We start from the raw sequence: 22913 nt of genomic DNA on the forward strand, positions 1-22913 counted from the left end.
AGTGGGGTCTTGGGCTCCGCCTGTCCCCGCTTTCCCCGGCGGAGGGTTAAGGCGGCATCTCAGTGGCCGCCCCCCGCCCCGGCCGCCGCGCGCGGCCGCCGGATGAACGGCACGGCGCAGGCCATGGCCAGGAACAGGACGGTCAGGACCAGGAACACATCCATGAATCCCATCACCAGCCCCTGCATCCGGACGGTGTTCATCATCGCCTTCAGCGCCATCGCATCCGCGCTGCCGCCGAGACCTTCGAACTGGCGGCGCGTCATCTCCAGACGCTCCAGCGCCGCCGTGTTCGTCCAGGTGAAGCGTTCGTGCAGGCGGGCGAGATGCAGGTCCCAGCGATCGTTCAGCACGGTGTTGATGAGCGCGAGGCCCACCGCGCCGCCGAGGTTGCGCGTGAGATTGTAGAGGCCCGAGGCGTTCTTCATCCGGGCCGGCGGCAGCGTGCCGAGCGCGATGTTGTTGATCGGGATCATGCACAGCATCAGCGAGCAGCCGCGCAGGATCTGCGGCACCAGCAATTCCCAGAAGTCCCAGTCCTTGGTCAGCCCCGTGACCATCCAGGTGCCCGTGGCAAAGCCGAAGAACCCCAATCCCATCATCAGGCGCGGATCGACCTTGCCCGAGAAGCGTCCCGCGATGGGCGCGGTGGCGAACATGCAGAGACCGGAGACGAACATCGTCTCGCCGATCTGGAGCGCCGAGTAACCTCGCACCCGGCCGAGATAGACCGGGTACAGGTAGGTCAGGCCGTAGAGGCCGATGCCGAGGACGAAGCTGAAGATGCAGCCCGCCGCGAAATTGCGGTCCGAGAAGGCGCGAAGATCCACGATGGGCTCGGCCGCAGTGAGGGCGCGCCAGAAGAAGGCGGGACCGGCCGTGAGGCAGACCGCCGCGCAGGCGAACACGGCCTCGTCGGCAAGCCAATCGTGGTTCGGCCCCTCCTCCAGCACGTATTCGAGGCAGCCGAGCATCAGCGCCATGAAGACGAGGCCGAACCAGTCGAAGCGCTTGAACAGAGCGAGGTTCGGTTCGTCGAAATCGACCAGCAGGTAGGTCGAGACCGTGACGAAGATGCCCGGCACCACGTTGACGAGGAAAAGCCAGTGCCAGTCGAACAGGTCTGTGAGGTAGCCGCCCACCGTTGGGCCGATGGTGGGCGCCAACGTCGCCACGAGGCCGATCATCGGCGAGACGATGGAGCGTTTGGAGGGCGGGAAGATCGTGAAGGCGGAGGCGAACACCGTCGGGATCATGCCGCCGCCGATGAAGCCTTGCGCCGCGCGCCAGAGGATCATCTCGTTGATCGAGGTCGAGGTGGCGCACATCAGGCTCATCAGCGTGAAGCCGCCGGCCGAGATCACGAACATCCAGCGGGTCGAGACCACCCGCGACAGGAAGCCGGAGAGCGGGATCGAGATCACCTCGGCGATGAGGTAGCTCGTCTGCACCCAGGGGATCTCGTCGCCGGAGGCCGACAGGCCGGCCTGGATCTCAGCGAGGGAGGCCGAGACGATCTGGATGTCGAGGATCGCCATGAACATCCCGAACACCATGCAGACGAACGCCACCATGCGGCGGCGGTCGAGCGGCGGTTCGGCGACCTGCGGGATCGGGCCCGAGGCGGCGGAGGCGGCCATCGTCCTCACTCGTGCCGCGAGGCCGTGCGCACGGTGTCGTCGCCCGCCACGGTCCCTGAAGGCTCGCGGGTATCGACCCGGACGGTGACGGAGAGGCCGGGCCGCAGGATGCCCTCGCGCGCGATCTCGGCCGGGACATGCACCCGCACGGGCAGGCGCTGGACGATCTTGGTGAAGTTGCCCGTGGCGTTGTCGGGCGGCAGCAGGCTGAACACCGAGCCGGAGGCCGGCGACAGCGATTCGACCTCACCGACGATGTCGCGATTCGGATAGGCGTCCACCGCGATGTGGACGCGCTGGCCGGGATGCATGCGCTCGACCTGCGTCTCCTTGAAGTTGGCGTCGACGCGCACGCTCTCCAAGGGCACCAGGGCGGCGATGCGCGAGCCTGGCGACACGTAGGCGCCCGCCTCCGCCGCCTTGTTGCCGACGACACCATCGAACGGCGCGCGAATCGTCGTGAATTCCAGGTCACGCGCGGCACGCGCCTCGGCGGTGCGAAGCTCGGCGGCCAGACCTTCCGCTTCCTTCCCTTGTGCCCGCAGGACCTCGACATTGGCGCGCATGGCCACGAGGGAGGCCTCGGCGCCCTTCACGGCGGCGTCGGTGCGGTCGCGGTCGGCCCGTGCCTGCTCGATACGGGCCTTGGCGACGAAATCGACCTTTTCGAGTTGCTGCTGACGCGCATAATCGGCGGCGGCGCGCACGGCATCCGCCTTGCTGGCGTCGATCTGCGCGGACGCCTGGAGCATTTGTGCCTGCGCCGCTTCGACCTGCCGGCCGATGCGGACGATGGCCGCCTGCTGCGTCTCGAGCTTGTCGTGCGCCGCCTGGGCTGCCAGACGATAATCGCCGTCGTCGATTCGGGCGATCACGTCGCCTTTGTGCAGAACCTGCCCGTTCACCACGGGAACGGCCGCGAGGTACCCGGGGATCTTTGCCGCCAGGACGGAGATGTCGGCCTGCACATAGGCATCGTCGGTGCTCACGAAGAAGCGGCCGAACGTCCACCAATCGTAGGCCTTGTATGCGCCGCCTCCGAGCGCCGCCGCCAGGAGCGTCACCAGCACGAGCTTCTTCGTGCGCCTCGGCTTTGCAGGCGACGCGACCGGCTGCGCCCCGATCACCGCCGGCGTGTTGGTGAGCGGAGCCGCGGTCGCAGGGGCTTGAGCCGAGAGCATCGGCTCGACACCGTCGATGGCCTGCTCCGCCCGTATGGTTTGATCCTCGCGCAGGCTCATGGCGTCGATCCGGCCCATTCTGTCGATTGACCGAACCGTTCGGTCATTTTCGTAACCGCATACGGTGGCGCGGCGTCTCGCCATCAGATATTATGACCGAACCGTTCGGTCAATCAGGATGACAATCATGGCTGCCGCCACCGCCACGCCGGATTCACACGGCCGGGTCGCGCCGGATTCCGACAAGAGGCGACAGATCCTCGACGGCGCCCGGGCGGTCTTCATGGCCTCGGGCTTCGACGGGGCGAGCATGGGCGAGATCGCCAAGGTGGCGGGCGTCTCGAAAGGGACGCTCTACGTCTATTTCGACAGCAAGGAGGCGCTGTTCGAGGCCCTCGCGCTGGCCGAGAAGCGGGGGCTCGCCGAAGTGCTGTTCCGGCTCGATGCGGACGATCCGGACGTGCCGGGCGCCCTCACCCGCCTCGGGCACAGCTATCTCGCCGAGATGATCCGGCCCGAGCACGTCACCGCGATCCGCATGGTCATCGGCGCCTGCGAAAAGTTTCCGCGCCTTGGCCAAGCCTTCTTCGAGGCCGGACCTGTCCAGGGCGCGACGCGGCTCGGTGCCTATCTCGACGCGCAGGTCGCGGCGGGGCGGCTGCGCCCGGCGGACACGAATCTGGCGGCCCGCCAGTTCCTGCACCTCTGCCAGGCGGGGATCCTGACCCGCCTGCTGTTCCGCGCCGGGGACAAGGTGACGCCCGAGGAGATCATGCACCACGTCACACAGGCGGTGCGGGTGTTTCTCGCGGGCTACGGCCCAACAGCCTGAGGAGCGATCAGGACGCCGGCAGGGCCTGAGCGGACCAGCGCCGGACTTCGGCGTCGATGGCCAATGCCTCGTCGACATCCTGGGGCGCCGTCCGGTAGGTGCCAGCGAAGTGCTCGCAGGCCCGCTCCACCAGTTCGGCGATTCCGTAGAACCTGATCGCGCCCCTGATGAAGGCTGCGACCGCGACCTCGTTGGCGGCGTTCATCACGGTCGGCACCGCGCCACCGGCGGCCAGGGCCGCGCGGGCGATGCGCAGGCAGGGAAAACGCTCCTCGTCGGCCGCCTCGAAGGTGAGGCTGCCGGCAGCCGCGAGGTCGAGATGGCGGCCACGGGCGATGGTGAGGCGCTCGCCGAGACCGAGGCAATGGGCGATGGGTACGCGCATGTCCGGCATGGCGAGCCCCGCCGTCACGGCGCCATCGCGCCAGTAGACCAGTCCGTGCACGATCGATTGCGGGTGCACGATGACGTCGAGCCGCTCCGGCTCCAGGGCGAAGAGGTGGTGGGCCTCGATCAGTTCGAGCCCCTTGTTCATCAGGGAGGCCGAATCGATGTTGATCTTCATGCCCATCGACCAGGTCGGGTGGGCGGCGGCCTCGGTGGCCGAGGCAGTGGCGATGCGTTCGCGGGTCCAGGTCCGGAACGGGCCGCCGGAGGCGGTGATCGTCATCTTGGCGACGTCGTCGAGGCGGCCATCGCCGAGCGCCTGCGCGAGGGCGTTGTGCTCGGAATCCACGGGCAACAGCGTGGCGCCGTAGCGCTTGGCGTCGCGCATGAAGGCGTCGCCGGCGCAGACGAGGCTCTCCTTGTTGGCGAGCGCCACGGTGCGGCCGAGCTTCAGAGCCTCGTGCGTGGGCCTGAGACCAGCGGCCCCGCTCACCGCCGCCACCACGATGTCGGCATCGCGCGCCACGGCCTCGAGGACCGCGCCCTCTCCGGCCCCGTTGCGGATACCAGTGTGCGCCAGGGCCTCCCGCAGGGCCGTTCCGGCGGATTCATCGGCGAGCGCGACGAAATCGGGCTGAAGATTGCCGGCGAGACGGGCGATCGCGGCGACGTCACGACCCGCCACGAGGCCGCCGATCCGGAACTTGTCCGGGTGCTGGAGCAGCAGGTCGATGGTCGATTGGCCGATGGAGCCGGTGGCGCCGAGGATGGTGACGGTCAGCAACGGATTGGTCCTTCAGGCCGCCGCGAGACGGCGTGCGATGAGATAAAAGCCGGCGAGCAAAGCCACGGCGAAGAAGCCGTCGAGACGGTCCATGACCCCGCCGTGGCCGGGGATGGCCCGGCCCGAATCCTTGACGCCGTAGCGGCGCTTCAGGGCGGATTCGACGAGGTCGCCCCCCTGGCTCAGGATCGAGGCCGTGGCGCTCAAAGCCCCGACGAGCACCAGCGGCGCGGTCGCGAGATTGCTCCAGCCGTGCTCGCGGGCCAAGACCACGATGCCGATCCCCGCCAGCGTGCCGCCGCCAAGACCGCCGAGGGCGCCCGACCAGGTTTTCTTCGGGCTGACGCGGGGCATGAGTTTGGGGCCGCCGAGGGTACGTCCGGTGAAATAGGCGACGATGTCGGTAGTCCAGACCACGGCGAACATCCAGGCGGGCCCGAGAAGGCCGATGGCGGGGTCGTCGCGCAAAGCCGTCGGCACCAGGGCGACCACGGCGGCGCTCGCAAGCCCGAGGACCGCGCGCAGGCGGCCCGGTCCATCCTTGGCAATGGCCGCCACCAGAAGCGCGCCGACAGCGCCGACCCCGAGGCCGACGCCGACCGGGGCATCGCCGTGCAGGCAGAGGACGAGGCCAAACAGGGTGGTGGCGGTGAGCGACAGGACGAGGCGGCGCGGTGCGATCGCGCTCATGCCGATCCATTCGGCCGCGAAGACGATGCCGGCGGCGAGCCAGATCACCGCGAAGGGCCAGCCGCCGAGGATCAGCGCGGAGAGCACGACGGCCCCGAGCAGGATCGCCGAGATCACGCGAGCCTGAAATTCACGGCCCGCGAAGGGGCCACGCGGCGATGTCGGCGCCGCTTCGCCGGGGACCATGGTCAGCCGGCCCTGCCGCTGAGCCCGCCGAACCGGCGGTCGCGGCGATGATATTCGTCGAGGGCGGCCCGAAACGCCGCGTCATCGAAGTCGGGCCAGAATTCGGGCACGATCACGTATTCGGCGTAGGCCGTCTGCCAGGTAAGGAAGTTCGAGAGGCGCTGCTCGCCCGAGGTGCGGATGACGAGGTCCGGATCGGGAATGCCGGTGGTGTCGAGGGCACCGGCCATCGCCTCAACGTCGATGGCGTCCGAGGCGAGGCGTCCGTCCGCCACCGCTTCGGCCAGTCGGCGCACGGCCCGCAAGATTTCCTGGCGCCCGCCGTAGTTGAAGGCAACGACCAGGGTCAGGCCGGTATTGCCCCGCGTCCGCTCCTCGGCCTCGTCGAGGAGGCCGGCGATATCGGCACTGAGGCCTTCGCGCTCGCCGATGATCCGAACGCGGACATTGTTGCCGTGAAGGTCGGCAAGGTCCCGGCGCACGAACAGCTTCAGCAACCCCATCAGGTCGGCGACTTCGGCGGCCGGCCGGCGCCAGTTCTCGGAAGAGAAGCTGTAGATCGTCAGGTAGCGCACCCCGAGATCGATGGCCGAGCGCACGGCGCGACGCACCGCCTCAACGCCGCGACGATGCCCCTCGACGCGAGGCAGACCGCGCCGGGCCGCCCAGCGGCCGTTGCCGTCCATGATGATGGCGACGTGGGCCGGTGCCGTCCCTAGCCCCGCCAGGGGCTGAGCAGGAAGGTCGGTCGGTCCGCTATCCTGCGCGTCCGGCGCGACGGCATCGGTGCCGTGCGTCCGAGCGGTCTCCACCTGACGCGCGCCCTCTGAGCGACCCAACGCGCTTCTCCCCCAACCGTCGTTCGTATCGATCACGCGCCGTACTCAAAGTCCGGGATCTCTATCCTAGACCTGCATGATCTCCTTTTCCTTGGCGGCGAGCACGCCGTCGATCTCGGTGATGAACTGATCGGTGGCCTTCTGGACGTCGCCGGCCTGACGCTTCTCGTCGTCCTCGCTGATGGCGCCGTCCTTCTCCAACTTCTTCAGGTGGTCGAGACCGTCGCGGCGCACATGGCGGACGGCGACGCGCGCCTCCTCGGTATACTTGTGTGCGACCTTGACCATCTCCTTGCGGCGCTGCTCGTTCATCTCCGGCACGCGCAGGCGGATGGTCTGGCCCTCGGTCTGAGGGTTCATGCCGAGGTCGGATTCACGGATGGCCTTCTCGACGGCGCTGACCATGCCCCGATCCCAGACCGAGATGCTGAGGAGGCGCGGCTCGGGAACGCTCACGGTGGCGACCTGCGCCATCGGCATCATCGCGCCGTACGCATCGACCTGGATTGGATCGAGGATGCTCGGCGTGGCGCGGCCCGTGCGCAGGGACCCAAGGTCGCCCTTCAGTGAGGCGACGGCGCCCTGCATGCGACGCTTGATGTCGTTCAGGTCGAATTCTGGAATGGCTGCCATACGGATGGTTCCCGACGCGAACTAAAGGGAGCGGGGTCGGGCCGCCGGGGCCCGTTCGTGGGCCTCAATGAACCAAAATCCGATGGGTCGCAAATGGCGTTCGCGCCCGCAGCAACGAAACGTATCGATCCGACGCCGCCCTTGCGCGGCTAGCCCTTCGCCGGGACCGAAACCGGAGCCCGCGAGCGCTGGATGAAGTGGTTGCCCTCCATCTGCGTGAAGGCCTGCAGGAGCCCCACGGCGCCCGAGATAGACATCGTGGTGGGATCGAGCTTCGCCTTGGGGCCAAACTGGAGATAGAGCTCGTCCAAGGCCTCGGAGCGTCCGGCATAGCCGACGGTCCAGCCGCGGAACTCGCGCCGCTCGACCACGCGAGCCGAGACCAGCACCATGGCGTTGTGGCGGCTGTCGGCGGCCAGGGTCCAGAGCTGTTCGGAGAGGGCCGCCGTCTCGCCCTCCATTCCCTGCAGGAAGAACTTTTCGTTGAAGATCAGGGCCCCCGTGAAGCCCGAGGCGCGATCGTAGCGACTGCACGAGGCGAGGATGTCTCGCACCATCTCCCGCATGGCATCGCCTTGCAACGTCAGGAGGTTGTGACTGTAGAAGACAATCTGCGAGACGGACATGCTTCGTCCTCGGCAGTCGTCACGACAGACTGCTGGTGGATACTCGGTCCCAGCAGACACGATATTGATAAACAAATGATCATTATGGATCTTGGAGGCCTCGGACGGCCACCCGAGAACATCGTCCACGCGCATCAATTGCATCGCGTCGCGGGACACACCTCGTGGGAATCACGGGACCACTTGGGTCGACGGGGCCGCTCCCGTCAGGATCGCCTTGATCGAACTCGGTGCGTGGACGGAGCCGACCACGATGGACAGCCGGCTCTCGCGAGCGAGCGCGAAGGCGGCGGTGTCCATCACCTTGAGGTCGCGGGCGATGGCCTCGTCGTGGGTCAGGCGGTCGTAGCGGGTGGCGGTCGGGTCCTGCTTCGGGTCTGCGGAATAGACGCCGTCCACCTGCGTCGCCTTGAGCACCGCGTCGCAGCGCAATTCGGCTGCCCGCAGGACGGCTGCGGTGTCCGTGGTGAAGAACGGGTTGCCGGTGCCGCCGGCGAGCACGATGACCTGGCCCTTGTCGAGGTGGTGCAAGGCGGGCTGGCGCGCGAAGGTCTCGCAGATCGTCGGCATCGACACCGCCGACATGGTGCGGGCTGGAACACCGGCGGCGTTGAGCGCGGTCTCCAGCGCCAGGGAGTTCATGACGGTCGCCATCATGCCAAGCGAATCGCCCGTGGCGCGGTCGATCCAGCCGGCGGCCGAAATGCGCGCCCCCCGGATCATGTTGCCGCCGCCGACCACCAGCGCGATCTGGATGCCGGCCTCGCGGGTGCGGGCGATGTCGTCGGCGATGCCCGCGAGGGTCGGGGGGTGCAGCCAGTATCCATCCGGGGCAGCCAGGGCCTCGCCGGAGAGCTTCACGAGGACACGGCGAAACAATGTGGTCTCCGGCATCGAGCCAGTCCCCTCAAACCCGGCTCGGACGAAGAGCGGGAAGCCAATCGGAAGCGGAGGGGTGTCTAGCCCAAGGCAGGCCGGAACGTCGAGGGGCGGCGGCATCCCTGCCACCGCCCCTGTCGTGAATATCGACGCTTTCGCGGCGGTCTGACCTCAGCCGCGGGCGGCGGCAGCCACCTCGGCGGCGAAATCGGGGGCCTCTTCCTTCTCGATGCCCTCGCCGAGCGCGTAGCGCACGAAGCCGGTGAGCTTGACGGCGGAGCCGGCCTTGCCTTCGGCCTCCTTGAGGACCTGGGAGATGGTCTTCGAGCCGTCGTGCACGAAGGGCTGCTCCAGGAGGGTGACCTCCTTGTAGTAGCTCTTCAGGCCGCTCTCGACGATCTTGGCAAGCACGTTCTCGGGCTTGCCGGCGTTCTTCTCGCGCAGGATGTTGATCTCGCGGTCGAGGGTCGCCTGATCGACGCCGGCGGCATCGAGCGCCACCGGGTTGGTCGCGGCGACGTGCATGGCGATCTGGCGGCCGAGGGTGGAGAGCACCTCGACGTCGCCCTCGGACTCGAGGGCGACGAGCACACCGATCTTGCCGAGACCCTCGACGACCTGACCGTGAACGTAGGACGCGATCACGCCCTTGGTCACGTCGAGCTTGGCGACGCGACGCAGCGTCATGTTCTCGCCGATGGTGGCGATCAGGCTCGACAGGCTGTCCTTGACGGTGGTCGAGGCGCCGGGGAACGTGGCGGCTTCGAGGCCCTCCAGCGTGCCGTCCGTGTTCAGCGCCAGCTTGGCGGCCTCCCGGGCGAAGGCCTGGAAGCTGTCGTTGCGGGCGACGAAGTCGGTCTCGGAATTCACCTCGACGATGGCGGCGTGATGGCCGGCGGATTCGACGGCGACGAGGCCCTCGGCGGCGACGCGGCCGGCCTTCTTGGCGGCCTTGGCGAGGCCCTTCTTGCGCAGCCAGTCGACGGCGGCTTCGATGTCGCCATCCGTCTCGTTGAGCGCGCCCTTGCAGTCCATCATGCCCGCGCCGGTCTTCTCGCGGAGCTCTTTCACCAATGCGGCGGTGATGTTGGCCATGGCGGGTCCTTTCTGTAATTCGTTGGAATGCGAAGCTTTCCGATGGGAAAAGCTTCCAAAGCGATCATCACTTGAAGCGACTGAGCCCGGCGCTCTGGAAAAGCACCGGGCTTCAGGATGCAGTGTCCGGCCTGCCGGTGGCGGCCCGATGACGGGCCGCCGAAGTCCGGGATCAGGCGGTGGCGGCGGCCTCGGCGAAGCCACGAGCCTGCTCGATCCAGCCATCACGGCCGATGCGGCCGTTGAGCTTCAGATCGGCATCGACCTTGGCGACATCGGCTTCGCTCATCGCGACAAGCTGCCAGTAATGGTAGATGCCCGCCTCGTTGAGCTTCTGCACGATCTGGGGACCGGCGCCGTGGAGCTTCGACAGGTCGTCCGGCGCACCGCGCGGGGCCGACAGCAGCTCGAAATGCTCGGTGGACTCGACCAGGGCCGCGACCTCGGCCTGCGTGACCGAGCCGGACTCGATGGAGGCGGCCGCCTCCTCGTGAACCGGCAGCTCCTCGGCGGTCGGCTCCTCGGACGCGCCGAGGTCGATGCCGAGCGAGCCCTGGCCGCGCGAGATGCCGTCGATGGCGGCGCGGGCGATCAGGTCGCAGTAGAGGGCGATGGCGCGGCCGGCGTCATCGTTGGCGGGCACGACGTAGGTGATGCCGTCCGGGTTGCAGTTGGTGTCGACGATGGCCGCCACCGGGATGCCGAGACGCTGGGCCTCCTTGATCGCGAGCTGCTCCTTGTTCGTGTCGATCACGAACAGAAGATCCGGCACGCCGCCCATGTCCTTGATGCCGCCGAGGGCCTTCTCGAGCTTGTCCTTCTCGCGGCCGAGCATCAGACGCTCCTTCTTGGTGAGGCCCTGGGCCCCGCCGTCGAGGGTCTCGTCGACCTTGCGCAGACGCGCGATCGAGCCCGAGATGGTCTTCCAGTTGGTCAGCATGCCGCCGAGCCAGCGGGAGTTGACGTAGTACTGAGCCGAACGCTTGGCGGCTTCCGCAATGGTGTCGGCGGCCTGGCGCTTCGTGCCGACGAACAGCACGCGTCCGCCCTTGGCCACGGTGTCGCTCACGGCCTGCAGGGCCTGGTGGAGGGCCGGCACCGTCTGGGCGAGGTCGATGATGTGGATGTTATTGCGCGTGCCGAAGATGTAGGACTGCATCTTCGGGTTCCAGCGGTGGGACTGGTGTCCGAAATGGGCGCCGGCCTCGAGAAGCTGACGCATGGTGAAATCGACGGCCATGTCTGTGTACTCTCCGGTTGATACCGCCGCGGAGGAAGCGATCGTGCCGATACGGCAACGACCACCGGAAAAACCTCATTCAGGCATGAGGCCAACTCCGCGTGTGGAATGGGCGGGGCCTTAACAGAGGCCGACGCCCGAGGCAAGGTTTTCGCCAAGGCCCGGGACCGCCGGGGCGATGGGCGTACGTCAGCGGATCGACGCCGCGATCGCCTGCTGGATCCCCAGAATGTTCGCCCCCCGCTTCAGGGTCTTGCGGATCGGCTCGGACCGGCCCGACACCCAGATCGCGAGTTCCGAATCGAGGTCGAAGCTTCCCGCAGTCTCCACCGAGAACGACGTGATCGCCCGGTAGGGGACCGTGAGGTAGGAGACCTTGCGGCCGGTGATGCCCTGCTTGTCCACCAGGATCAGGCGGCGGTCGGTGAAGACGATCAGGTCGCGGATCAGCCGGAAGGCGATCTGGACCGGTTCGCCCTGGGTGAGGATGCCGGCGAGCTGCTCGTTCACCTCCGCGGGCGAGAGATCGCTGCCGTGCCCGAGCAGTCCATCGAGAAAACCCATCGCGCGCCGTATCCCCCTCAAGCATCCTTCTCCCTATGTAGGAGCGCGTTCGTTCCCTGTCAGGGCACCGCGCCCGCGTCCGGAGTCCGCCTCGATGTCCTCTCCCACCCGGTATCCCCATCGCCTGCGGCTCGGCGTCAACATCGACCACGTGGCGACGGTCCGGAATGCGCGCGGCGGCGCAGCGCCCGATCCGATTCGCGCCGCCCGGGAGGCGGTCGCGGCGGGAGCCGACGGGATCACCGCGCACCTGCGCGAGGACCGGCGCCACATCCGCGACGCCGACATGGAGATTCTGGCGCGCATCCTCGACGTGCCGCTCAACTTCGAGATGGCGGCAACGGACGAGATGATCGGCATGGCGGTTCGCCTGAGGCCCCATGCGGCCTGTCTGGTGCCGGAGAAGCGCGAGGAGCGTACCACGGAAGGGGGTCTCGACATCGTCGGCGCGCACGATTCGCTCCTGCCCCGCATCGGACGCCTGACCGATGCCGGCATCCGCGTCTCGCTCTTCGTCGAGCCGGACGAGGCGGTGATGGATGCGGCCAGACGGCTCGGCGCGCCGGTGGTCGAGTTGCACACGGGCAGCTACTGCGAGGCTGTCGCCAGCGGCGATGCCGGACGGACGGCGCGCGAACTCGCCCGGATCACCCGCGCGGCGGCTTACGGCGCCGGCCTCGGCCTGGAGATCCATGCCGGGCACGGCCTCGCCCTCGACAGCGTCGGGCCGGTGGCGGCGCTGCCGGAGATCGCAGAACTGAACATCGGCCACGCGCTGATCGGCGAGGCGATCTTCGTCGGCTTGAGCCAGGCCATCCGCGACATGCGCGCCGCCATGGACAGAGCACGGACATGATCCTCGGCATCGGCTCCGACCTCTGCGACATTCGCCGGATCGAGAAGTCGCTGGACCGCTACGGCGAGCGCTTCACCCACAGGGTCTTCACCGAGGGCGAGCGGGCGAGATGCGACGCCCGGGCCGGGCGCGCGCCCTCCTACGCCCGCCGCTTCGCCGCAAAGGAGGCCTGCGCCAAGGCCCTCGGCACCGGCATCGCCCAGGGTGTGTTCTGGCGCGACATGGAGGTGGTGAACCTGCCCGGCGGACGTCCGACCCTGCGCCTGACGGGTGCGGCGGCCGAACACCTCGCCGCGATGATGCCGGCGGGCCACGCGCCGAAGGTACACATCACGCTGACCGACGACCCGCCGATGGCCCAGGCCTTCGTGATCATCGAAGCGGTGCCGGACGGCACGGCGGGAACTTAGCCCGGAAGGCCCGTGCGTTGCGGCGCGTTTGCGCATGGTCTATGCCGCCGCTCGACCGTCGATGACGGGCGCCACCCGGATTTTCGGCGCTCGGCTCGGACCGGAGATGGCAGCCAGATGGAACGTGCCCGCGTGGACCACCAGACGAAGCGTGACCTGAAAGCCGCCGAAGCCGGCACTTGGGCGAGCATCAAGGAAACGTTGAAGGTCGGCGGGCAGGCCCTGCTGATCGCCCTCGTGGTGCGCACGCTGCTGTTCCAGCCCTTCAACATTCCGTCGGGCTCGCTGGTGCCGACCCTGTTGATCGGTGACTATCTGTTCGTCTCCAAATATTCCTACGGCTACTCGAAATACTCCCTGCCCTTGAGCGAGTACCTGCCCTTCACGGCCGATGGCCGGGTCTGGGCGGCGACCCCGAAGCGCGGCGACATCGCGGTGTTCAAGCTGCCGAAGGACAATTCCACTGACTACATCAAGCGGGTGATCGGCCTGCCGGGCGACAAGGTCCAGATGAAGGCGGGCCTGCTCTACATCAACGACGTGCCGGTCAAGCGCGAGAAGATCGCGCCGTTCGAGACCACCGGTCCCTATGGCGAGCAGGCCAAGGCCGAGCAGTACCTCGAGACCCTGCCCAACGGCGTCACCCACCGGGTGATCGAGCGCGACGGCGACAACGGCTACTGGGACAACACCGAGCCCTACACCGTGCCGCAGGGCCGCTTCTTCATGATGGGCGACAACCGCGACAACTCGACCGATTCGCGCGATCTCGCCAATGTCGGCTTCGTGCCGTTCGAGAATTTCGTCGGCCGGGCGGAGATGATCTTCTTCTCCATCGACGAAGGCACGCCCGCGTGGCAGATCTGGAACTGGCCGGCGAAAGTCCGCTGGAACCGGCTGTTCACGGCCATCCACTAGGACCCGACGCATTGTGACCGAAGAGGCGCGTCCCTCCAGCCGGGCGCGGCGCGCGCCCCGTCCGAAGCCCAACCTCGCGGTGCTCGAGGCCCGGATCGGCCACGCCTTCGCCGATCCGAAGCTTCTCATCCTCGCGCTGACCCATGTGAGCAAGGCCGGCGGCAACGGACGCCTCGGCAGCTATCAGCGTCTGGAATTCCTCGGTGACCGGGTGCTGGGTCTCGCCATCGGCGACCTTCTCTACGAAGCATTCCCGGGCGCCGACGAGGGTGAACTCTCGCGACGTCTCGCCGGCCTCGTGCGGCGTGAGACCTGTGCGACCGTCGCCACGGCCTGGGACGTGGGCCCCCACCTCTCGCTCGGTCCCGGCGAGGTCCAGAGCGGCGGGCGCCGCAACCAGACCATCCTGGCCGATGTCTGCGAATCGATCCTCGGCGCGGTGTTCCTCGACGCCGGCTACGAGGCGGCCAAGGCGATCGTGAACGCGGCCTTCACCCCCGACACCGACACCGCCGCTCCGCGCGGCCGGGACGCCAAGTCGGCCCTGCAGGAATGGGCCATGGCCCGCGCCCTGCCGATCCCGTTCTACGAGGTCGTCGAGCGCTCCGGCCCTGACCACGCCCCGGTCTTCCACATCGCCGTGCGTGTCGAGGGCCTCGCGCCCGGCATCGGCGTCGGGCCCTCGAAACGCCTCGCCGAGCAGGAGGCCGCCCGCCTCGTGCTGGGCCGCGAGGTCCACGGCCTCCACCCCTCCGGCACCGCAACCATGGAGACGTCGGCGGACGTCGATGAAGGACACGCCTCCGATGCCTGACGACGATTTCGAAACCGACGACGACGATTTCGCCCCGCCTCCGCTGCAGCCGCTACCGGCGGTGCCGATGCCGGAGAACACGACGGCCGGCTTCGTCGCCCTGATCGGCATTCCCAATGCCGGCAAGTCGACCCTGCTCAACAGCCTCGTCGGCACCAAGGTCTCCATCGTCTCCCGCAAGGTGCAGACCACCCGCGCGCTGGTGCGCGGCATCGTCATGCACGAGGCCGCGCAGATCATCCTGGTGGATACCCCCGGTATCTTCGCGCCCAAGCGACGCCTCGACCGGGCCATGGTGCATTCGGCCTGGAGCGGCGCTTCGGACGCCGACGCGGTCTGCCTGCTGATCGACGCGCGCAAAGGGGTCACCGAGGAGGTCGACGCGATTCTCGCAAAGCTTCCGGACGTGAAGCGTCCCAAGGTGCTGATCCTCAACAAGATCGACCTGATCCCGCGCGATCGCCTGCTGGCGCTCGCGGCCTCGCTCAACGAGCGCATCCCGTTCCAGCACACCTTCATGGTCTCGGCCCTCAACGGCGACGGGATCGAGACGCTGAAGTCGACGCTCGCCGGCATGATGCCCAAGAGCCCCTGGCTCTACCCGGAGGACCAGGTCTCGGACGCGCCGATCCGCATGCTGGCCGCCGAGATCACCCGCGAAAAGCTGTACGACCGCCTGCACGAGGAACTGCCCTATCGCTCGACGGTGGAGACCGACCAGTGGCAGGTCCGGACGGACGGCTCGGTCCGCATCGAGCAGACGATCTTCGTGGAGCGCGAGAGCCAGCGCTCCATCGTGCTCGGCAAGGGCGGCCAGACCATCAAGGCCATCGGCCAGGCCGCGCGCCGCGAGATCGCGGAAGCCGCCGAACAGACGGTCCACCTCTTCCTGCACGTCAAGGTGCGCGAAAACTGGGCGGACGATCCGGCGCGCTACCGGGAGATGGGTCTGGAGTTCCCGCGCGGCTGAGCATGGGCTATGAGGAAAAGAGATCGGCCCTCGCGACGATTCTCGTCGCGGGCTGAGCCGAGCCTCCCGAATTCCTGTCACGCCCTGAGCCGTCGAGGCGCGCGCGCCGTCGCGCCGGATCCGTTACGATGTCCCTCATGTCCTTCTCGGAAGCCGTCTACGGCGCGCCGCCCCTGGAATTGGCCGCGGTGCCGGATTCCGCGACGCAGGTCTCGCCGCTGATCCCCGGCGCGGCCCGGCTCGAAGATGCCGCACCCGAAAGCCTGGAGCGGATCGATATCCTCGCGCCGGCCGGCACGATCGAGCGGCGGTACGTCCTGGCCCACGCGCTGCGGGCCCTGCGGCCCGGTGGGCGCCTGACTGCGCTGGCCCCGAAGGATCGTGGCGGAAGCCGGCTTGCCAAGGAGCTCGCCGGCTTCGGCTGCGCCGTGCATGAGGATGCGCGACGCCATCACCGCATCTGCGTGGTGTCGCGTCCCGAGGCCGTCACCGGAATCGCGGACGCGCTTCACGAGGGCGGCCCGCGTCATATCGACAATCTGGCGCTTTGCACCCAGGCCGGGATCTTCTCGTACGACCGACTCGATCCCGGCACCGGACTGCTGCTCGCAAGCCTGCCGCCGCTCGCCGGCAGCGGCGCCGATTTCGGCTGCGGCCTCGGCATCCTGGCCCGGGCGGTCCTGGCCTCGCCGAAGGTGACCGCCCTGACTTTGATCGACATCGACCGTCGCGCCGTCGAGATGGCGAAGCGCAATGTCGGCGATCCACGCGCGACCTTGCGCTGGGCCGACATCCGCACGGGGGACCTCGGTCTCGCCCGCCTCGACTTCGTGGTGATGAACCCGCCCTTCCACGACGGCGGGGCCGAGGATCAAGCCTTGGGCCAGGCGTTCATCACCCGGGCAGCGGAGGCCTTGCGCCCCGGCGGCAGCCTCTGGCTCACCGCCAACACGCACCTGCCCTATGAGGCGCCCCTGAACGCGGCCTTCAAGAGCGTGGCGCTGAGGGCCTCGGCGGGCGGCTACAAGATCTACGAGGCGCGCCGGTGACGAAGCCGACGAAGGTCGCCACTCTCCGCCTCGACCGCCTCCTCGCCAATATGGGCTACGGCTCACGCCGGGAGATGTCGCTGCTGACCCGCGCCGGTCTCGTCGTGCTCGACGGCGTTCCCTTGCGCGATGCCGACCAGCGAATTCCGGTGACGCCCGATCTGGCGCACCGCATGACCGTCGACGGCGAACCCCTCGATCCGCCACCGGGCCTGACGCTGATGCTGCACAAGCCGCTGGGCGTCACCTGCTCGCACAAAGAGGTGGGTCCGCTGGTCTACGGCCTGCTGCCCGAGCGCTGGCGCCGGCGGGACCCGGCCCTCTCCACGGTAGGTCGTCTCGACAAGGAGACCTCCGGCCTCCTACTCCTCACCGATGACGGCGCCCTGTTGCACCGGATCATTGCGCCGAAAGCCAATGTCGCCAAGCGCTACCGGGTGACGCTCGACCGTCCCCTGAAGGGCGACGAGGCCGCGATCTTCGCCACCGGCACCCTGATGCTGGAGGGCGAAGAGAAGCCTCTGCTGCCGGTGGATTTCGAGGCTGAAGGCGAGACCGGCGCCGTGGTGACCCTGCACGAGGGGCGCTACCATCAGGTCCGGCGCATGTTCGCCGCCATCGGCAACCACGTCGGCGCACTTCACCGCGACCGCGTCGGCGGGCTTGATCTGCCGGAAGATCTCGGACCGGGTGAGCATCGCATCCTCGGGGAGGCCGAGATCGCGGCCGTGTTTGCAGGCGGCGAAACCTGATCCGGACGGACTCGCACTGCGACGCCTGATCCCGCGATTGACGATCGAGGTCGGTCTGGCGAAGTTCGCGTCATGCTCAGCAACCTCGATATGGTCGGCCGCCTGCTTGTCGCGGCCCTCCTCGGCAGCGTCATCGGCTTCGAACGCGAACGCCTCGTCTGGGCCGCCGGCATGCGTACGCACATGCTGGTCTGCGTCGGCTCCTGCCTGCTGATGATCGTCTCTGCCTTCGGCTTCTCGGACATCCTGGGCAGGCCGAACGTCACCCTCGATCCGTCGCGCGTCGCGGCGCAGGTGGTGTCCGGCATCGGCTTCCTCGGCGCCGGCACCATCCTCCTGCGGGGCGAGGTCGTGAAGGGTTTGACCACCGCCGCCAGCCTCTGGGCGGTGGCCGCCATCGGGCTCGCTTCCGGCGGCGGCCTCTACGTGCCGGCCATCGCCACCACCGCCATCGTTCTGGGCATCCTGGCCGGGATGAAGCCCCTCGAGGAGCGCTACCGCCAGCGGCGGCAGAGGCACGATCTGCGCATCGTCGCCCGACACGGCGTCCTCACCATCGAGGCTCTACGCGAGTTGGCCGGTCCCTGCGCGTCGAAGCTGCGTCAGGTCGTGATCCGGCAACGCGAGGCCGGTGCTACCGACGACATCACCTTCTGCCTCGTGCACGTGGATCGCACGGCCATCGACGCCCTGACCGAGCGCCTGCGACGCCACGAAGCGATCGCGAGCGTGGAGACGATCCACCGCGAAACCGTCGGTCGCGATCCCGACAGCTGAGGTGCTTCCTTCGACGAACGAGCGCTCCGGCGGAAGGGCCTTGAAGCGCGCTGCCTTGCCAATCCCGAACAACTCGTTTATGCGCCAGCCCTCGCGTTCGCTCCGGCTGGGGGCTGAACGGACGGTGTCGATTCCATCGGCATAGGGGCGGACCTCGAACGAGGTGTTCCCCATCGTCCCGTGTCTCCGCCTTCGATCAACCGCTCGGGCCTTCAAACGGCTCGAAGGGCTTGGCGCCGGGTGAATTGCGTACGAACCGGCCCGACGCTGTCTTTCCCGCACGATTCCGTGCCGTCGGGCCCCTTTGGATATGAAGGGCCCGTTTATGCCTCTCTACGAACACGTCTTCCTGGCGCGCCAGGACGTGACGGCCCAGCAGGTCGAGACCATGGTCGAGACCTACAAGGGCGTCATCGAAGCCAATGGCGGCAAGGTCGAGAAGATCGAGATGTGGGGCGTGAAGTCCCTCGCCTACCGTATCAAGAAGAATCGCAAGGCGCATTTCACGCTCCTCAACGTCGACGCCCCCCCGGCGGCGCTCGCCGAGATGGAGCGTCAGATGCAGATCTCCGAGGACGTCCTGCGCTTCATGACCGTCCGCGTCGAAGAGCTCGAGTCCGAGCCGTCTGCGATGATGCAGAAGCGCGATCGCGACGACCGCAAGGATCGCGAGCGCGGCCGTCGTCGTGACGACGAGGGCTTCGGTGGTGGTGGTGGATTTGGCGGCGACCGCGATCGCGGCGACCGTGGTGATCGCGGCGACCGGGGTGACCGCCCCGAGCGCAGCTTCGGCGGGGAGGCTTAAGTCATGGCATTTGGTGCTGGAGCCGGTGCACCCGCCGCGGGCGGTGCTGCTGCAGGTGGTGGTGGTGCAGGCGGCGGTCGCCGCCCCTTCTTCCGCCGTCGGAAGACCTGCCCCTTCTCGGGCGCGAACGCGCCTAAGATCGACTACAAGGACGTCAAGCTCCTGTCGCGCTACGTCTCCGAGCGCGGCAAGATCGTGCCGTCGCGCATCACGGCGGTGTCCGCCAAGAAGCAGCGCGAGCTCGCCCAGGCGATCAAGCGTGCCCGCTTCCTCGGCTTCCTCCCCTACGTGATCAAGTAAGCTCTTACGGAGCTTCACCCCGGCCCGGCTTTGCCGGACCGGGGACTTTCGCCGCTCGTGCGGCATTCGAATTCGTACCGGTTTGCTTGCAGCAGGCCGGGAGTCGTTGGGGCGACACGCGCCTCTAACCCTGCCCGGATCGGGACAGTGGGACAGCGGGATTGATGGCACAGTTCATCGGCATCGGCATCGGCGCGGGACTCGTCTCCGCCCTCCTCTTCGGCGTATTGCTGAAGGCGACGGCGCTCGCGATCCTGCTCTACCTGCTCGCCCCGCTCCCGATCCTGATCGTGGGGCTCGGCTGGAGCCATCGGGCTGCCCTTGTCGCCGCCTTCACCGGTGCGCTCGCCCTCTCGCTCATCGTTCAGCCCTTCCTCGGCCTCGGCTTCCTCGCCTATTTGGCGCTACCGGCCTGGTGGCTCGCGTATCTCGCCTTGCTCGGCCGGCCCGGCGCGGACGGTACGATGGAGTGGTACCCCACGGGGCGCCTCCTCGCCTGGACCGCCGGCACGGCCGGCATCGCCTTCGTGGCGATCGCGGTGATCGCGGCCCCGAACTACGAGACCTTCCAGTCGCAGTTGCGGGGCATGACCCGCACCATCGTGCGCATCCAGGCCGATCGCGCCGCCGGTGCCCCGGTGCCCAAGCCCGTGACACCGGATGCGGGCGTCGAGGCGCCGGTCGAGCCCGCGCCGGAAACGCCTGCCGAGGCGACGCGCACGGAAGTCGCCAACGCGCTCGCGGCCATCGCGCCCGGTCTCGCGACGCAAGGCCTGACGGTCCTGCTGACCTTCTATCTCTGGGCGGCCGCCCGGATCGTGCGGATCTCGGGGCGCCTGCCCCGTCCCTGGCCGGACCTTGCCGCCACGGTGATGCCCCGGCGTGTGCTCGCGGTGCTCGCGGGCTCCATCGTGCTCGCCCTGGTGCCGGGTTATCCCGGCGTGCTCGGCGTCGCACTCGCGGGGGCGTTGAGCGCCGCCTTCGCCATGCAGGGGCTGGCGGCTTTCCACGATCGCAGCCGGGGCCGCCCGGGGCGTCTGGCTCTGCTGTTCGGCCTCTACGTCGTCCTCTTCCTCACACAGGGCGTCGCCCTCGTCGCCCTGACCCTCTTCGGCATTGCCGATACCGCCCTCGACCGCCGTCGCCCGCAAGGGTCGGCCGGACGACCCTGAGCCCACAAACCCAAAGGATCAGAACCATGCAAGTCATTCTCCTCGAGCGCGTCGCCAAGCTCGGCCAGATGGGCGAGACCGTGAACGTGAAGCCGGGCTACGCCCGCAACTTCCTCCTCGCCCGCGGCAAGGCCCTGCGCGCCACCGAGAACAACAAGAAGCACTTCGAGGTGCAACGCGCCCAGCTCGAGGCCCGTAACCTGGAGCGCAAGTCCGAGGCCCAGGCCATCGCCGAGACCCTCGAGGGCAAGAGCTTCGTGCTCATCCGCCAGTCGGGCGAGACCGGCGTGCTCTACGGTTCGGTCTCGACCCGCGATCTCGCCGAAGTCGTCACCGCCGACGGCTTCACGGTGGGCCGCGACCAGTTCGCCCTGAACCAGCCGATCAAGACGCTGGGCCTGCACACCGTACCGGTGGTGCTGCACCCCGAGGTCGAGGTCACCATCACGGTCAACGTCGCCCGATCACCGGAAGAAGCCGAGCGTCAGGCGCGCGGCGAATCCACCACCGAGCGTGAGGCCTTCAACCTCGACGACCTCGGCCTGGAAGTCGGCGCCGCCCTGGCCGAAGCCGGCGACGATCGCGAATAAGACGCGGTGGAGAACGGGGATAGCCGTTCTTAACGGTTGACTCGTTCCTTGTTTGTTCCAGCATGGGCGCCCGCTCTCCAGACCGGAGGGCGGGCGTTTCCATGATCGGTCCCGGCCGCCGAGGCGTGCGGTTGATGCACGGGCGCCACGGCGTGAAAGCGCGAATCGGCTAAGGTTCGGCTAACCATGCCAGGGCCATGGTCGCGGGATAGGACCGCGCGGTGTCGGACACGCGGTCACGGACGCAACGACGAGTCGGAGCCTCGAATCAGCCCATGGCCCTGCCCAATGCCCTGACGGCCAACCTTCAGCCCGTCGCGCAGGAATTCCGCGTCGCGCCGCACAACATCGACGCAGAGCAGGCGCTGCTCGGTGCCATCCTGGTCAACAACGACGCCTATTACCGGATATCGGACTTCCTCCTCCCCGAGCACTTCATGGAGGATGTCCACCGCAAGATCTTCGAGGTCGCCGCGCAGCTCATCAAAGCCGGGAAACTCGCCACCCCCATCACCCTGAAGACCTATCTGGGCGACGCCGATCTCGGCGGCCAGACCGTGATGCAGTACCTCGCGCGCCTCGCGGCCGAGGCCACCACGGTGATCAACGCGGGCGATTACGGCCGCACCATCTACGACCTCGCGATCCGCCGCCGCCTGATCACCATCGGCGAGGATCTGGTGAACGGGGCCTACGAGGCGCCGGTGGAATCCTCCCCCCGGGACCAGATCGAGGGCACCGAGCGCCGGCTCTACGAACTTGCCGAATCGGGCAAATACGATGGCGGCTTTCAAAAGTTCTCCGATGCGCTCACCGCCGCGGTGGACATGGCCGCCAAGGCCTATCAGCGCGAGGGCAAACTCTCGGGCATCGCCACCGGCCTGTCGGATCTCGATGCCAAGATGGGCGGATTGCAACGCTCGGATCTGATCATCCTCGCGGGCCGCCCGGCCATGGGCAAGACCTCGCTGGTGACCAACATCGCCTTCAACGTGGCCAAGGCCTATCAGTCCGAAAAGCTCCCCGACGGTCGGATCGAGACCAAGAACGGCGGCATCGTCGGCTTCTTCTCCCTCGAAATGTCGGCCGAGCAATTGGCGACCCGTATCATCGCCGAGCAATCCGGGGTGCCCTCGTACAAGATCCGGCGCGGCGACATCCAGCCGGCGGACTTCTACAAGATCACCGACGCCGCCCGGGACATGCAGACGATCCCGTTCTACATCGACCAGACCGGCGGCATCTCCATCGCGCAGCTCGCCGCGCGCGCCCGGCGCCTGAAGCGCCAGAAGGGCCTCGACCTCCTCATCGTCGATTACCTGCAACTGCTCTCGGGATCGGGCAAGCGCAGCGACAACCGCGTGCAGGAGATGACCGAGATCACCACCGGCATGAAGGCGCTCGCCAAGGAGCTCGCGGTGCCGATCATCGGCCTGTCGCAGCTCTCGCGGCAGGTCGAGAGCCGCGACGACAAGCGCCCCCAGCTGTCGGATCTGCGCGAATCCGGATCGATCGAACAGGACGCCGACATGGTGCTGTTCGTCTACCGCGACGAATACTATCTCAAGGGCAAGGAGCCGCAGCCCGGCACGCTCGAGCACAACGAGTGGCAGAGCAAGATGGAACGCGTGCACGGCAAGGCCGAGGTAATCATCGGCAAGTCTCGGCACGGGCCGACCGGCACGATCCAGCTCGCCTTCCAGGCCGAGGTGACGCGCTTCACCGACCTCGCCGACGAGGACAAGCTGCCCATCATGGAGGATTGAGTGCCGCGAGGGGCCGGTTTGATGGGGCCTGGGTTGGGTCTATCCTGCGCGACCAGCTGGAGCCGCCCATGTCCGCCCCGCGCCTGACCGACACGCCCGCCCCGGACGAGCCTGCCGCCTACGCGCAGGATTTCTATACCTGGACGCTCGACCAGGCG

The 22913-nt window shown here is 68.0% G+C and carries 25 protein-coding genes; 14 read left to right on the forward strand and 11 right to left on the reverse strand.

Annotated elements, in window-relative coordinates; genetic code table 11:
* Positions 1-59: 59 nt before the first annotated feature.
* The gene (locus JWQ05_RS14675; protein WP_299659635.1) at positions 60-1640 is read right to left on the reverse strand and encodes a DHA2 family efflux MFS transporter permease subunit; all 1581 of its coding nucleotides are present in this window, start codon (positions 1638-1640) and stop codon (positions 60-62) included.
* Between the two features lie 5 nt (positions 1641-1645).
* Positions 1646-2821: an HlyD family secretion protein gene (locus tag JWQ05_RS14680; RefSeq protein WP_299659697.1), complete on the reverse strand. Its 1176-nt coding sequence runs from the start codon at positions 2819-2821 to the stop codon at positions 1646-1648.
* Between the two features lie 187 nt (positions 2822-3008).
* On the opposite strand from JWQ05_RS14680, the gene JWQ05_RS14685 reads away from it, so the two are divergent.
* On the forward strand, positions 3009-3653 hold the full coding sequence (locus JWQ05_RS14685; protein ID WP_299659638.1) for a TetR/AcrR family transcriptional regulator: 645 nt from the start codon (positions 3009-3011) through the stop codon (positions 3651-3653).
* A 7-nt stretch (positions 3654-3660) separates the two neighbouring features.
* On the opposite strand, the gene dxr is transcribed toward JWQ05_RS14685, so the two are convergent.
* The 9 genes from dxr to JWQ05_RS14730 form a co-directional block, all read right to left on the reverse strand.
* Complete coding sequence (gene dxr / locus JWQ05_RS14690; protein WP_299659641.1) at positions 3661-4824, reverse strand: 1-deoxy-D-xylulose-5-phosphate reductoisomerase; 1164 nt, start codon at positions 4822-4824, stop codon at positions 3661-3663.
* A 12-nt stretch (positions 4825-4836) separates the two neighbouring features.
* Positions 4837-5700, reverse strand: coding sequence for a phosphatidate cytidylyltransferase (locus JWQ05_RS14695; RefSeq protein WP_299659644.1), 864 nt, complete (start codon positions 5698-5700; stop codon positions 4837-4839).
* Positions 5701-5702: 2 nt separating this feature from the next.
* Positions 5703-6428 carry an isoprenyl transferase gene (locus tag JWQ05_RS14700; RefSeq protein ID WP_299659700.1) on the reverse strand — a complete coding sequence of 242 codons (726 nt, stop codon included), beginning with the start codon at positions 6426-6428 and terminating at the stop codon, positions 5703-5705.
* Positions 6429-6605: 177 nt separating this feature from the next.
* Positions 6606-7172: a ribosome recycling factor gene (frr, locus tag JWQ05_RS14705; protein WP_299659647.1), complete on the reverse strand. Its 567-nt coding sequence runs from the start codon at positions 7170-7172 to the stop codon at positions 6606-6608.
* Between the two features lie 149 nt (positions 7173-7321).
* Positions 7322-7798 (reverse strand): BLUF domain-containing protein, encoded by a 477-nt coding sequence (locus JWQ05_RS14710; RefSeq protein WP_299659650.1) that lies wholly within the window; start codon positions 7796-7798, stop codon positions 7322-7324.
* 171 nt (positions 7799-7969) lie between these two features.
* Positions 7970-8692, reverse strand: a complete 723-nt coding sequence (gene pyrH / locus JWQ05_RS14715) for a UMP kinase (protein ID WP_299659653.1) — start codon at positions 8690-8692, stop codon at positions 7970-7972.
* A gap of 156 nt (positions 8693-8848) precedes the next feature.
* Positions 8849-9772 carry a translation elongation factor Ts gene (gene tsf / locus JWQ05_RS14720; protein ID WP_299659656.1) on the reverse strand — a complete coding sequence of 308 codons (924 nt, stop codon included), beginning with the start codon at positions 9770-9772 and terminating at the stop codon, positions 8849-8851.
* A gap of 172 nt (positions 9773-9944) precedes the next feature.
* Positions 9945-11012: a 30S ribosomal protein S2 gene (locus JWQ05_RS14725; RefSeq protein WP_299659658.1), complete on the reverse strand. Its 1068-nt coding sequence runs from the start codon at positions 11010-11012 to the stop codon at positions 9945-9947.
* A gap of 189 nt (positions 11013-11201) precedes the next feature.
* Complete coding sequence (locus JWQ05_RS14730) at positions 11202-11576, reverse strand: PH domain-containing protein (RefSeq protein WP_299659660.1); 375 nt, start codon at positions 11574-11576, stop codon at positions 11202-11204.
* 94 nt (positions 11577-11670) lie between these two features.
* On the opposite strand from JWQ05_RS14730, the gene JWQ05_RS14735 reads away from it, so the two are divergent.
* The 13 genes from JWQ05_RS14735 to JWQ05_RS14795 all read left to right on the forward strand — a co-directional run bounded on the left by JWQ05_RS14735 (position 11671) and on the right by JWQ05_RS14795 (position 22755).
* Positions 11671-12432, forward strand: a complete 762-nt coding sequence (locus JWQ05_RS14735; protein ID WP_299659663.1) for a pyridoxine 5'-phosphate synthase — start codon at positions 11671-11673, stop codon at positions 12430-12432.
* Positions 12429-12842: a holo-ACP synthase gene (gene acpS, locus JWQ05_RS14740; RefSeq protein WP_299659665.1), complete on the forward strand. Its 414-nt coding sequence runs from the start codon at positions 12429-12431 to the stop codon at positions 12840-12842. Before JWQ05_RS14735 ends, acpS begins: the two co-directional genes overlap by 4 nt.
* Before the next feature lie 117 nt (positions 12843-12959).
* Positions 12960-13760 (forward strand): signal peptidase I, encoded by an 801-nt coding sequence (lepB, locus tag JWQ05_RS14745; RefSeq protein WP_299659668.1) that lies wholly within the window; start codon positions 12960-12962, stop codon positions 13758-13760.
* A gap of 13 nt (positions 13761-13773) precedes the next feature.
* The gene (gene rnc, locus JWQ05_RS14750; protein WP_299659671.1) at positions 13774-14574 is read left to right on the forward strand and encodes a ribonuclease III; all 801 of its coding nucleotides are present in this window, start codon (positions 13774-13776) and stop codon (positions 14572-14574) included.
* A 67-nt stretch (positions 14575-14641) separates the two neighbouring features.
* Positions 14642-15544, forward strand: coding sequence for a GTPase Era (gene era, locus JWQ05_RS14755; protein WP_299659702.1), 903 nt, complete (start codon positions 14642-14644; stop codon positions 15542-15544).
* 128 nt (positions 15545-15672) lie between these two features.
* Positions 15673-16593, forward strand: coding sequence for a methyltransferase (locus JWQ05_RS14760; RefSeq protein ID WP_299659673.1), 921 nt, complete (start codon positions 15673-15675; stop codon positions 16591-16593).
* Positions 16594-16643: 50 nt separating this feature from the next.
* Positions 16644-17345: a 16S rRNA pseudouridine(516) synthase gene (locus JWQ05_RS14765; protein ID WP_299659705.1), complete on the forward strand. Its 702-nt coding sequence runs from the start codon at positions 16644-16646 to the stop codon at positions 17343-17345.
* Between the two features lie 72 nt (positions 17346-17417).
* Positions 17418-18122 (forward strand): MgtC/SapB family protein, encoded by a 705-nt coding sequence (locus tag JWQ05_RS14770; protein WP_299659676.1) that lies wholly within the window; start codon positions 17418-17420, stop codon positions 18120-18122.
* A 325-nt stretch (positions 18123-18447) separates the two neighbouring features.
* Positions 18448-18927 carry a 30S ribosomal protein S6 gene (gene rpsF, locus JWQ05_RS14775; RefSeq protein WP_056190048.1) on the forward strand — a complete coding sequence of 160 codons (480 nt, stop codon included), beginning with the start codon at positions 18448-18450 and terminating at the stop codon, positions 18925-18927.
* Positions 18928-18930: 3 nt separating this feature from the next.
* Entirely contained in the window at positions 18931-19227 is a 297-nt protein-coding gene (gene rpsR, locus JWQ05_RS14780; RefSeq protein WP_299659683.1) for a 30S ribosomal protein S18, read from the forward strand.
* A gap of 164 nt (positions 19228-19391) precedes the next feature.
* Positions 19392-20399, forward strand: a complete 1008-nt coding sequence (locus JWQ05_RS14785) for a DUF2232 domain-containing protein (protein WP_299659686.1) — start codon at positions 19392-19394, stop codon at positions 20397-20399.
* Positions 20400-20425: 26 nt separating this feature from the next.
* On the forward strand, positions 20426-20989 hold the full coding sequence (rplI, locus tag JWQ05_RS14790; RefSeq protein ID WP_299659689.1) for a 50S ribosomal protein L9: 564 nt from the start codon (positions 20426-20428) through the stop codon (positions 20987-20989).
* A gap of 275 nt (positions 20990-21264) precedes the next feature.
* Positions 21265-22755, forward strand: a complete 1491-nt coding sequence (locus tag JWQ05_RS14795; RefSeq protein ID WP_299659691.1) for a replicative DNA helicase — start codon at positions 21265-21267, stop codon at positions 22753-22755.
* Positions 22756-22913 lie beyond the last annotated feature (158 nt).

It is taken from the genome of Methylobacterium sp. (assembly GCF_028290105.1).
In the GTDB taxonomy this organism is placed as follows: Bacteria; Pseudomonadota; Alphaproteobacteria; order Rhizobiales; family Beijerinckiaceae; genus Methylobacterium.

What these genes read in the sequence shown, in the direction of transcription:
- JWQ05_RS14760 (WP_299659673.1), top strand. Translation starts at nt 15,673, where the DNA reads ATGTCCCTCATGTCCTTCTCGGAAGCCGTCTACGGCGCGCCGCCCCTG.
- acpS (WP_299659665.1), top strand. Translation starts at nt 12,429, where the DNA reads ATGATCCTCGGCATCGGCTCCGACCTCTGCGACATTCGCCGGATCGAG.
- JWQ05_RS14675 (WP_299659635.1), bottom strand. Translation starts at nt 1,640, where the DNA reads ATGGCCGCCTCCGCCGCCTCGGGCCCGATCCCGCAGGTCGCCGAACCG.
- JWQ05_RS14765 (WP_299659705.1), top strand. Translation starts at nt 16,644, where the DNA reads ATGGGCTACGGCTCACGCCGGGAGATGTCGCTGCTGACCCGCGCCGGT.
- rpsR (WP_299659683.1), top strand. Translation starts at nt 18,931, where the DNA reads ATGGCATTTGGTGCTGGAGCCGGTGCACCCGCCGCGGGCGGTGCTGCT.
- JWQ05_RS14725 (WP_299659658.1), bottom strand. Translation starts at nt 11,012, where the DNA reads ATGGCCGTCGATTTCACCATGCGTCAGCTTCTCGAGGCCGGCGCCCAT.
- tsf (WP_299659656.1), bottom strand. Translation starts at nt 9,772, where the DNA reads ATGGCCAACATCACCGCCGCATTGGTGAAAGAGCTCCGCGAGAAGACC.
- era (WP_299659702.1), top strand. Translation starts at nt 14,642, where the DNA reads ATGCCGGAGAACACGACGGCCGGCTTCGTCGCCCTGATCGGCATTCCC.
- JWQ05_RS14680 (WP_299659697.1), bottom strand. Translation starts at nt 2,821, where the DNA reads ATGCTCTCGGCTCAAGCCCCTGCGACCGCGGCTCCGCTCACCAACACG.
- JWQ05_RS14785 (WP_299659686.1), top strand. Translation starts at nt 19,392, where the DNA reads ATGGCACAGTTCATCGGCATCGGCATCGGCGCGGGACTCGTCTCCGCC.
- JWQ05_RS14795 (WP_299659691.1), top strand. Translation starts at nt 21,265, where the DNA reads ATGGCCCTGCCCAATGCCCTGACGGCCAACCTTCAGCCCGTCGCGCAG.
- JWQ05_RS14685 (WP_299659638.1), top strand. Translation starts at nt 3,009, where the DNA reads ATGGCTGCCGCCACCGCCACGCCGGATTCACACGGCCGGGTCGCGCCG.
- rpsF (WP_056190048.1), top strand. Translation starts at nt 18,448, where the DNA reads ATGCCTCTCTACGAACACGTCTTCCTGGCGCGCCAGGACGTGACGGCC.
- JWQ05_RS14695 (WP_299659644.1), bottom strand. Translation starts at nt 5,700, where the DNA reads ATGGTCCCCGGCGAAGCGGCGCCGACATCGCCGCGTGGCCCCTTCGCG.
- JWQ05_RS14710 (WP_299659650.1), bottom strand. Translation starts at nt 7,798, where the DNA reads ATGTCCGTCTCGCAGATTGTCTTCTACAGTCACAACCTCCTGACGTTG.
- JWQ05_RS14735 (WP_299659663.1), top strand. Translation starts at nt 11,671, where the DNA reads ATGTCCTCTCCCACCCGGTATCCCCATCGCCTGCGGCTCGGCGTCAAC.
- JWQ05_RS14730 (WP_299659660.1), bottom strand. Translation starts at nt 11,576, where the DNA reads ATGGGTTTTCTCGATGGACTGCTCGGGCACGGCAGCGATCTCTCGCCC.
- frr (WP_299659647.1), bottom strand. Translation starts at nt 7,172, where the DNA reads ATGGCAGCCATTCCAGAATTCGACCTGAACGACATCAAGCGTCGCATG.
- lepB (WP_299659668.1), top strand. Translation starts at nt 12,960, where the DNA reads ATGGAACGTGCCCGCGTGGACCACCAGACGAAGCGTGACCTGAAAGCC.
- pyrH (WP_299659653.1), bottom strand. Translation starts at nt 8,692, where the DNA reads ATGCCGGAGACCACATTGTTTCGCCGTGTCCTCGTGAAGCTCTCCGGC.
- rplI (WP_299659689.1), top strand. Translation starts at nt 20,426, where the DNA reads ATGCAAGTCATTCTCCTCGAGCGCGTCGCCAAGCTCGGCCAGATGGGC.
- JWQ05_RS14770 (WP_299659676.1), top strand. Translation starts at nt 17,418, where the DNA reads ATGCTCAGCAACCTCGATATGGTCGGCCGCCTGCTTGTCGCGGCCCTC.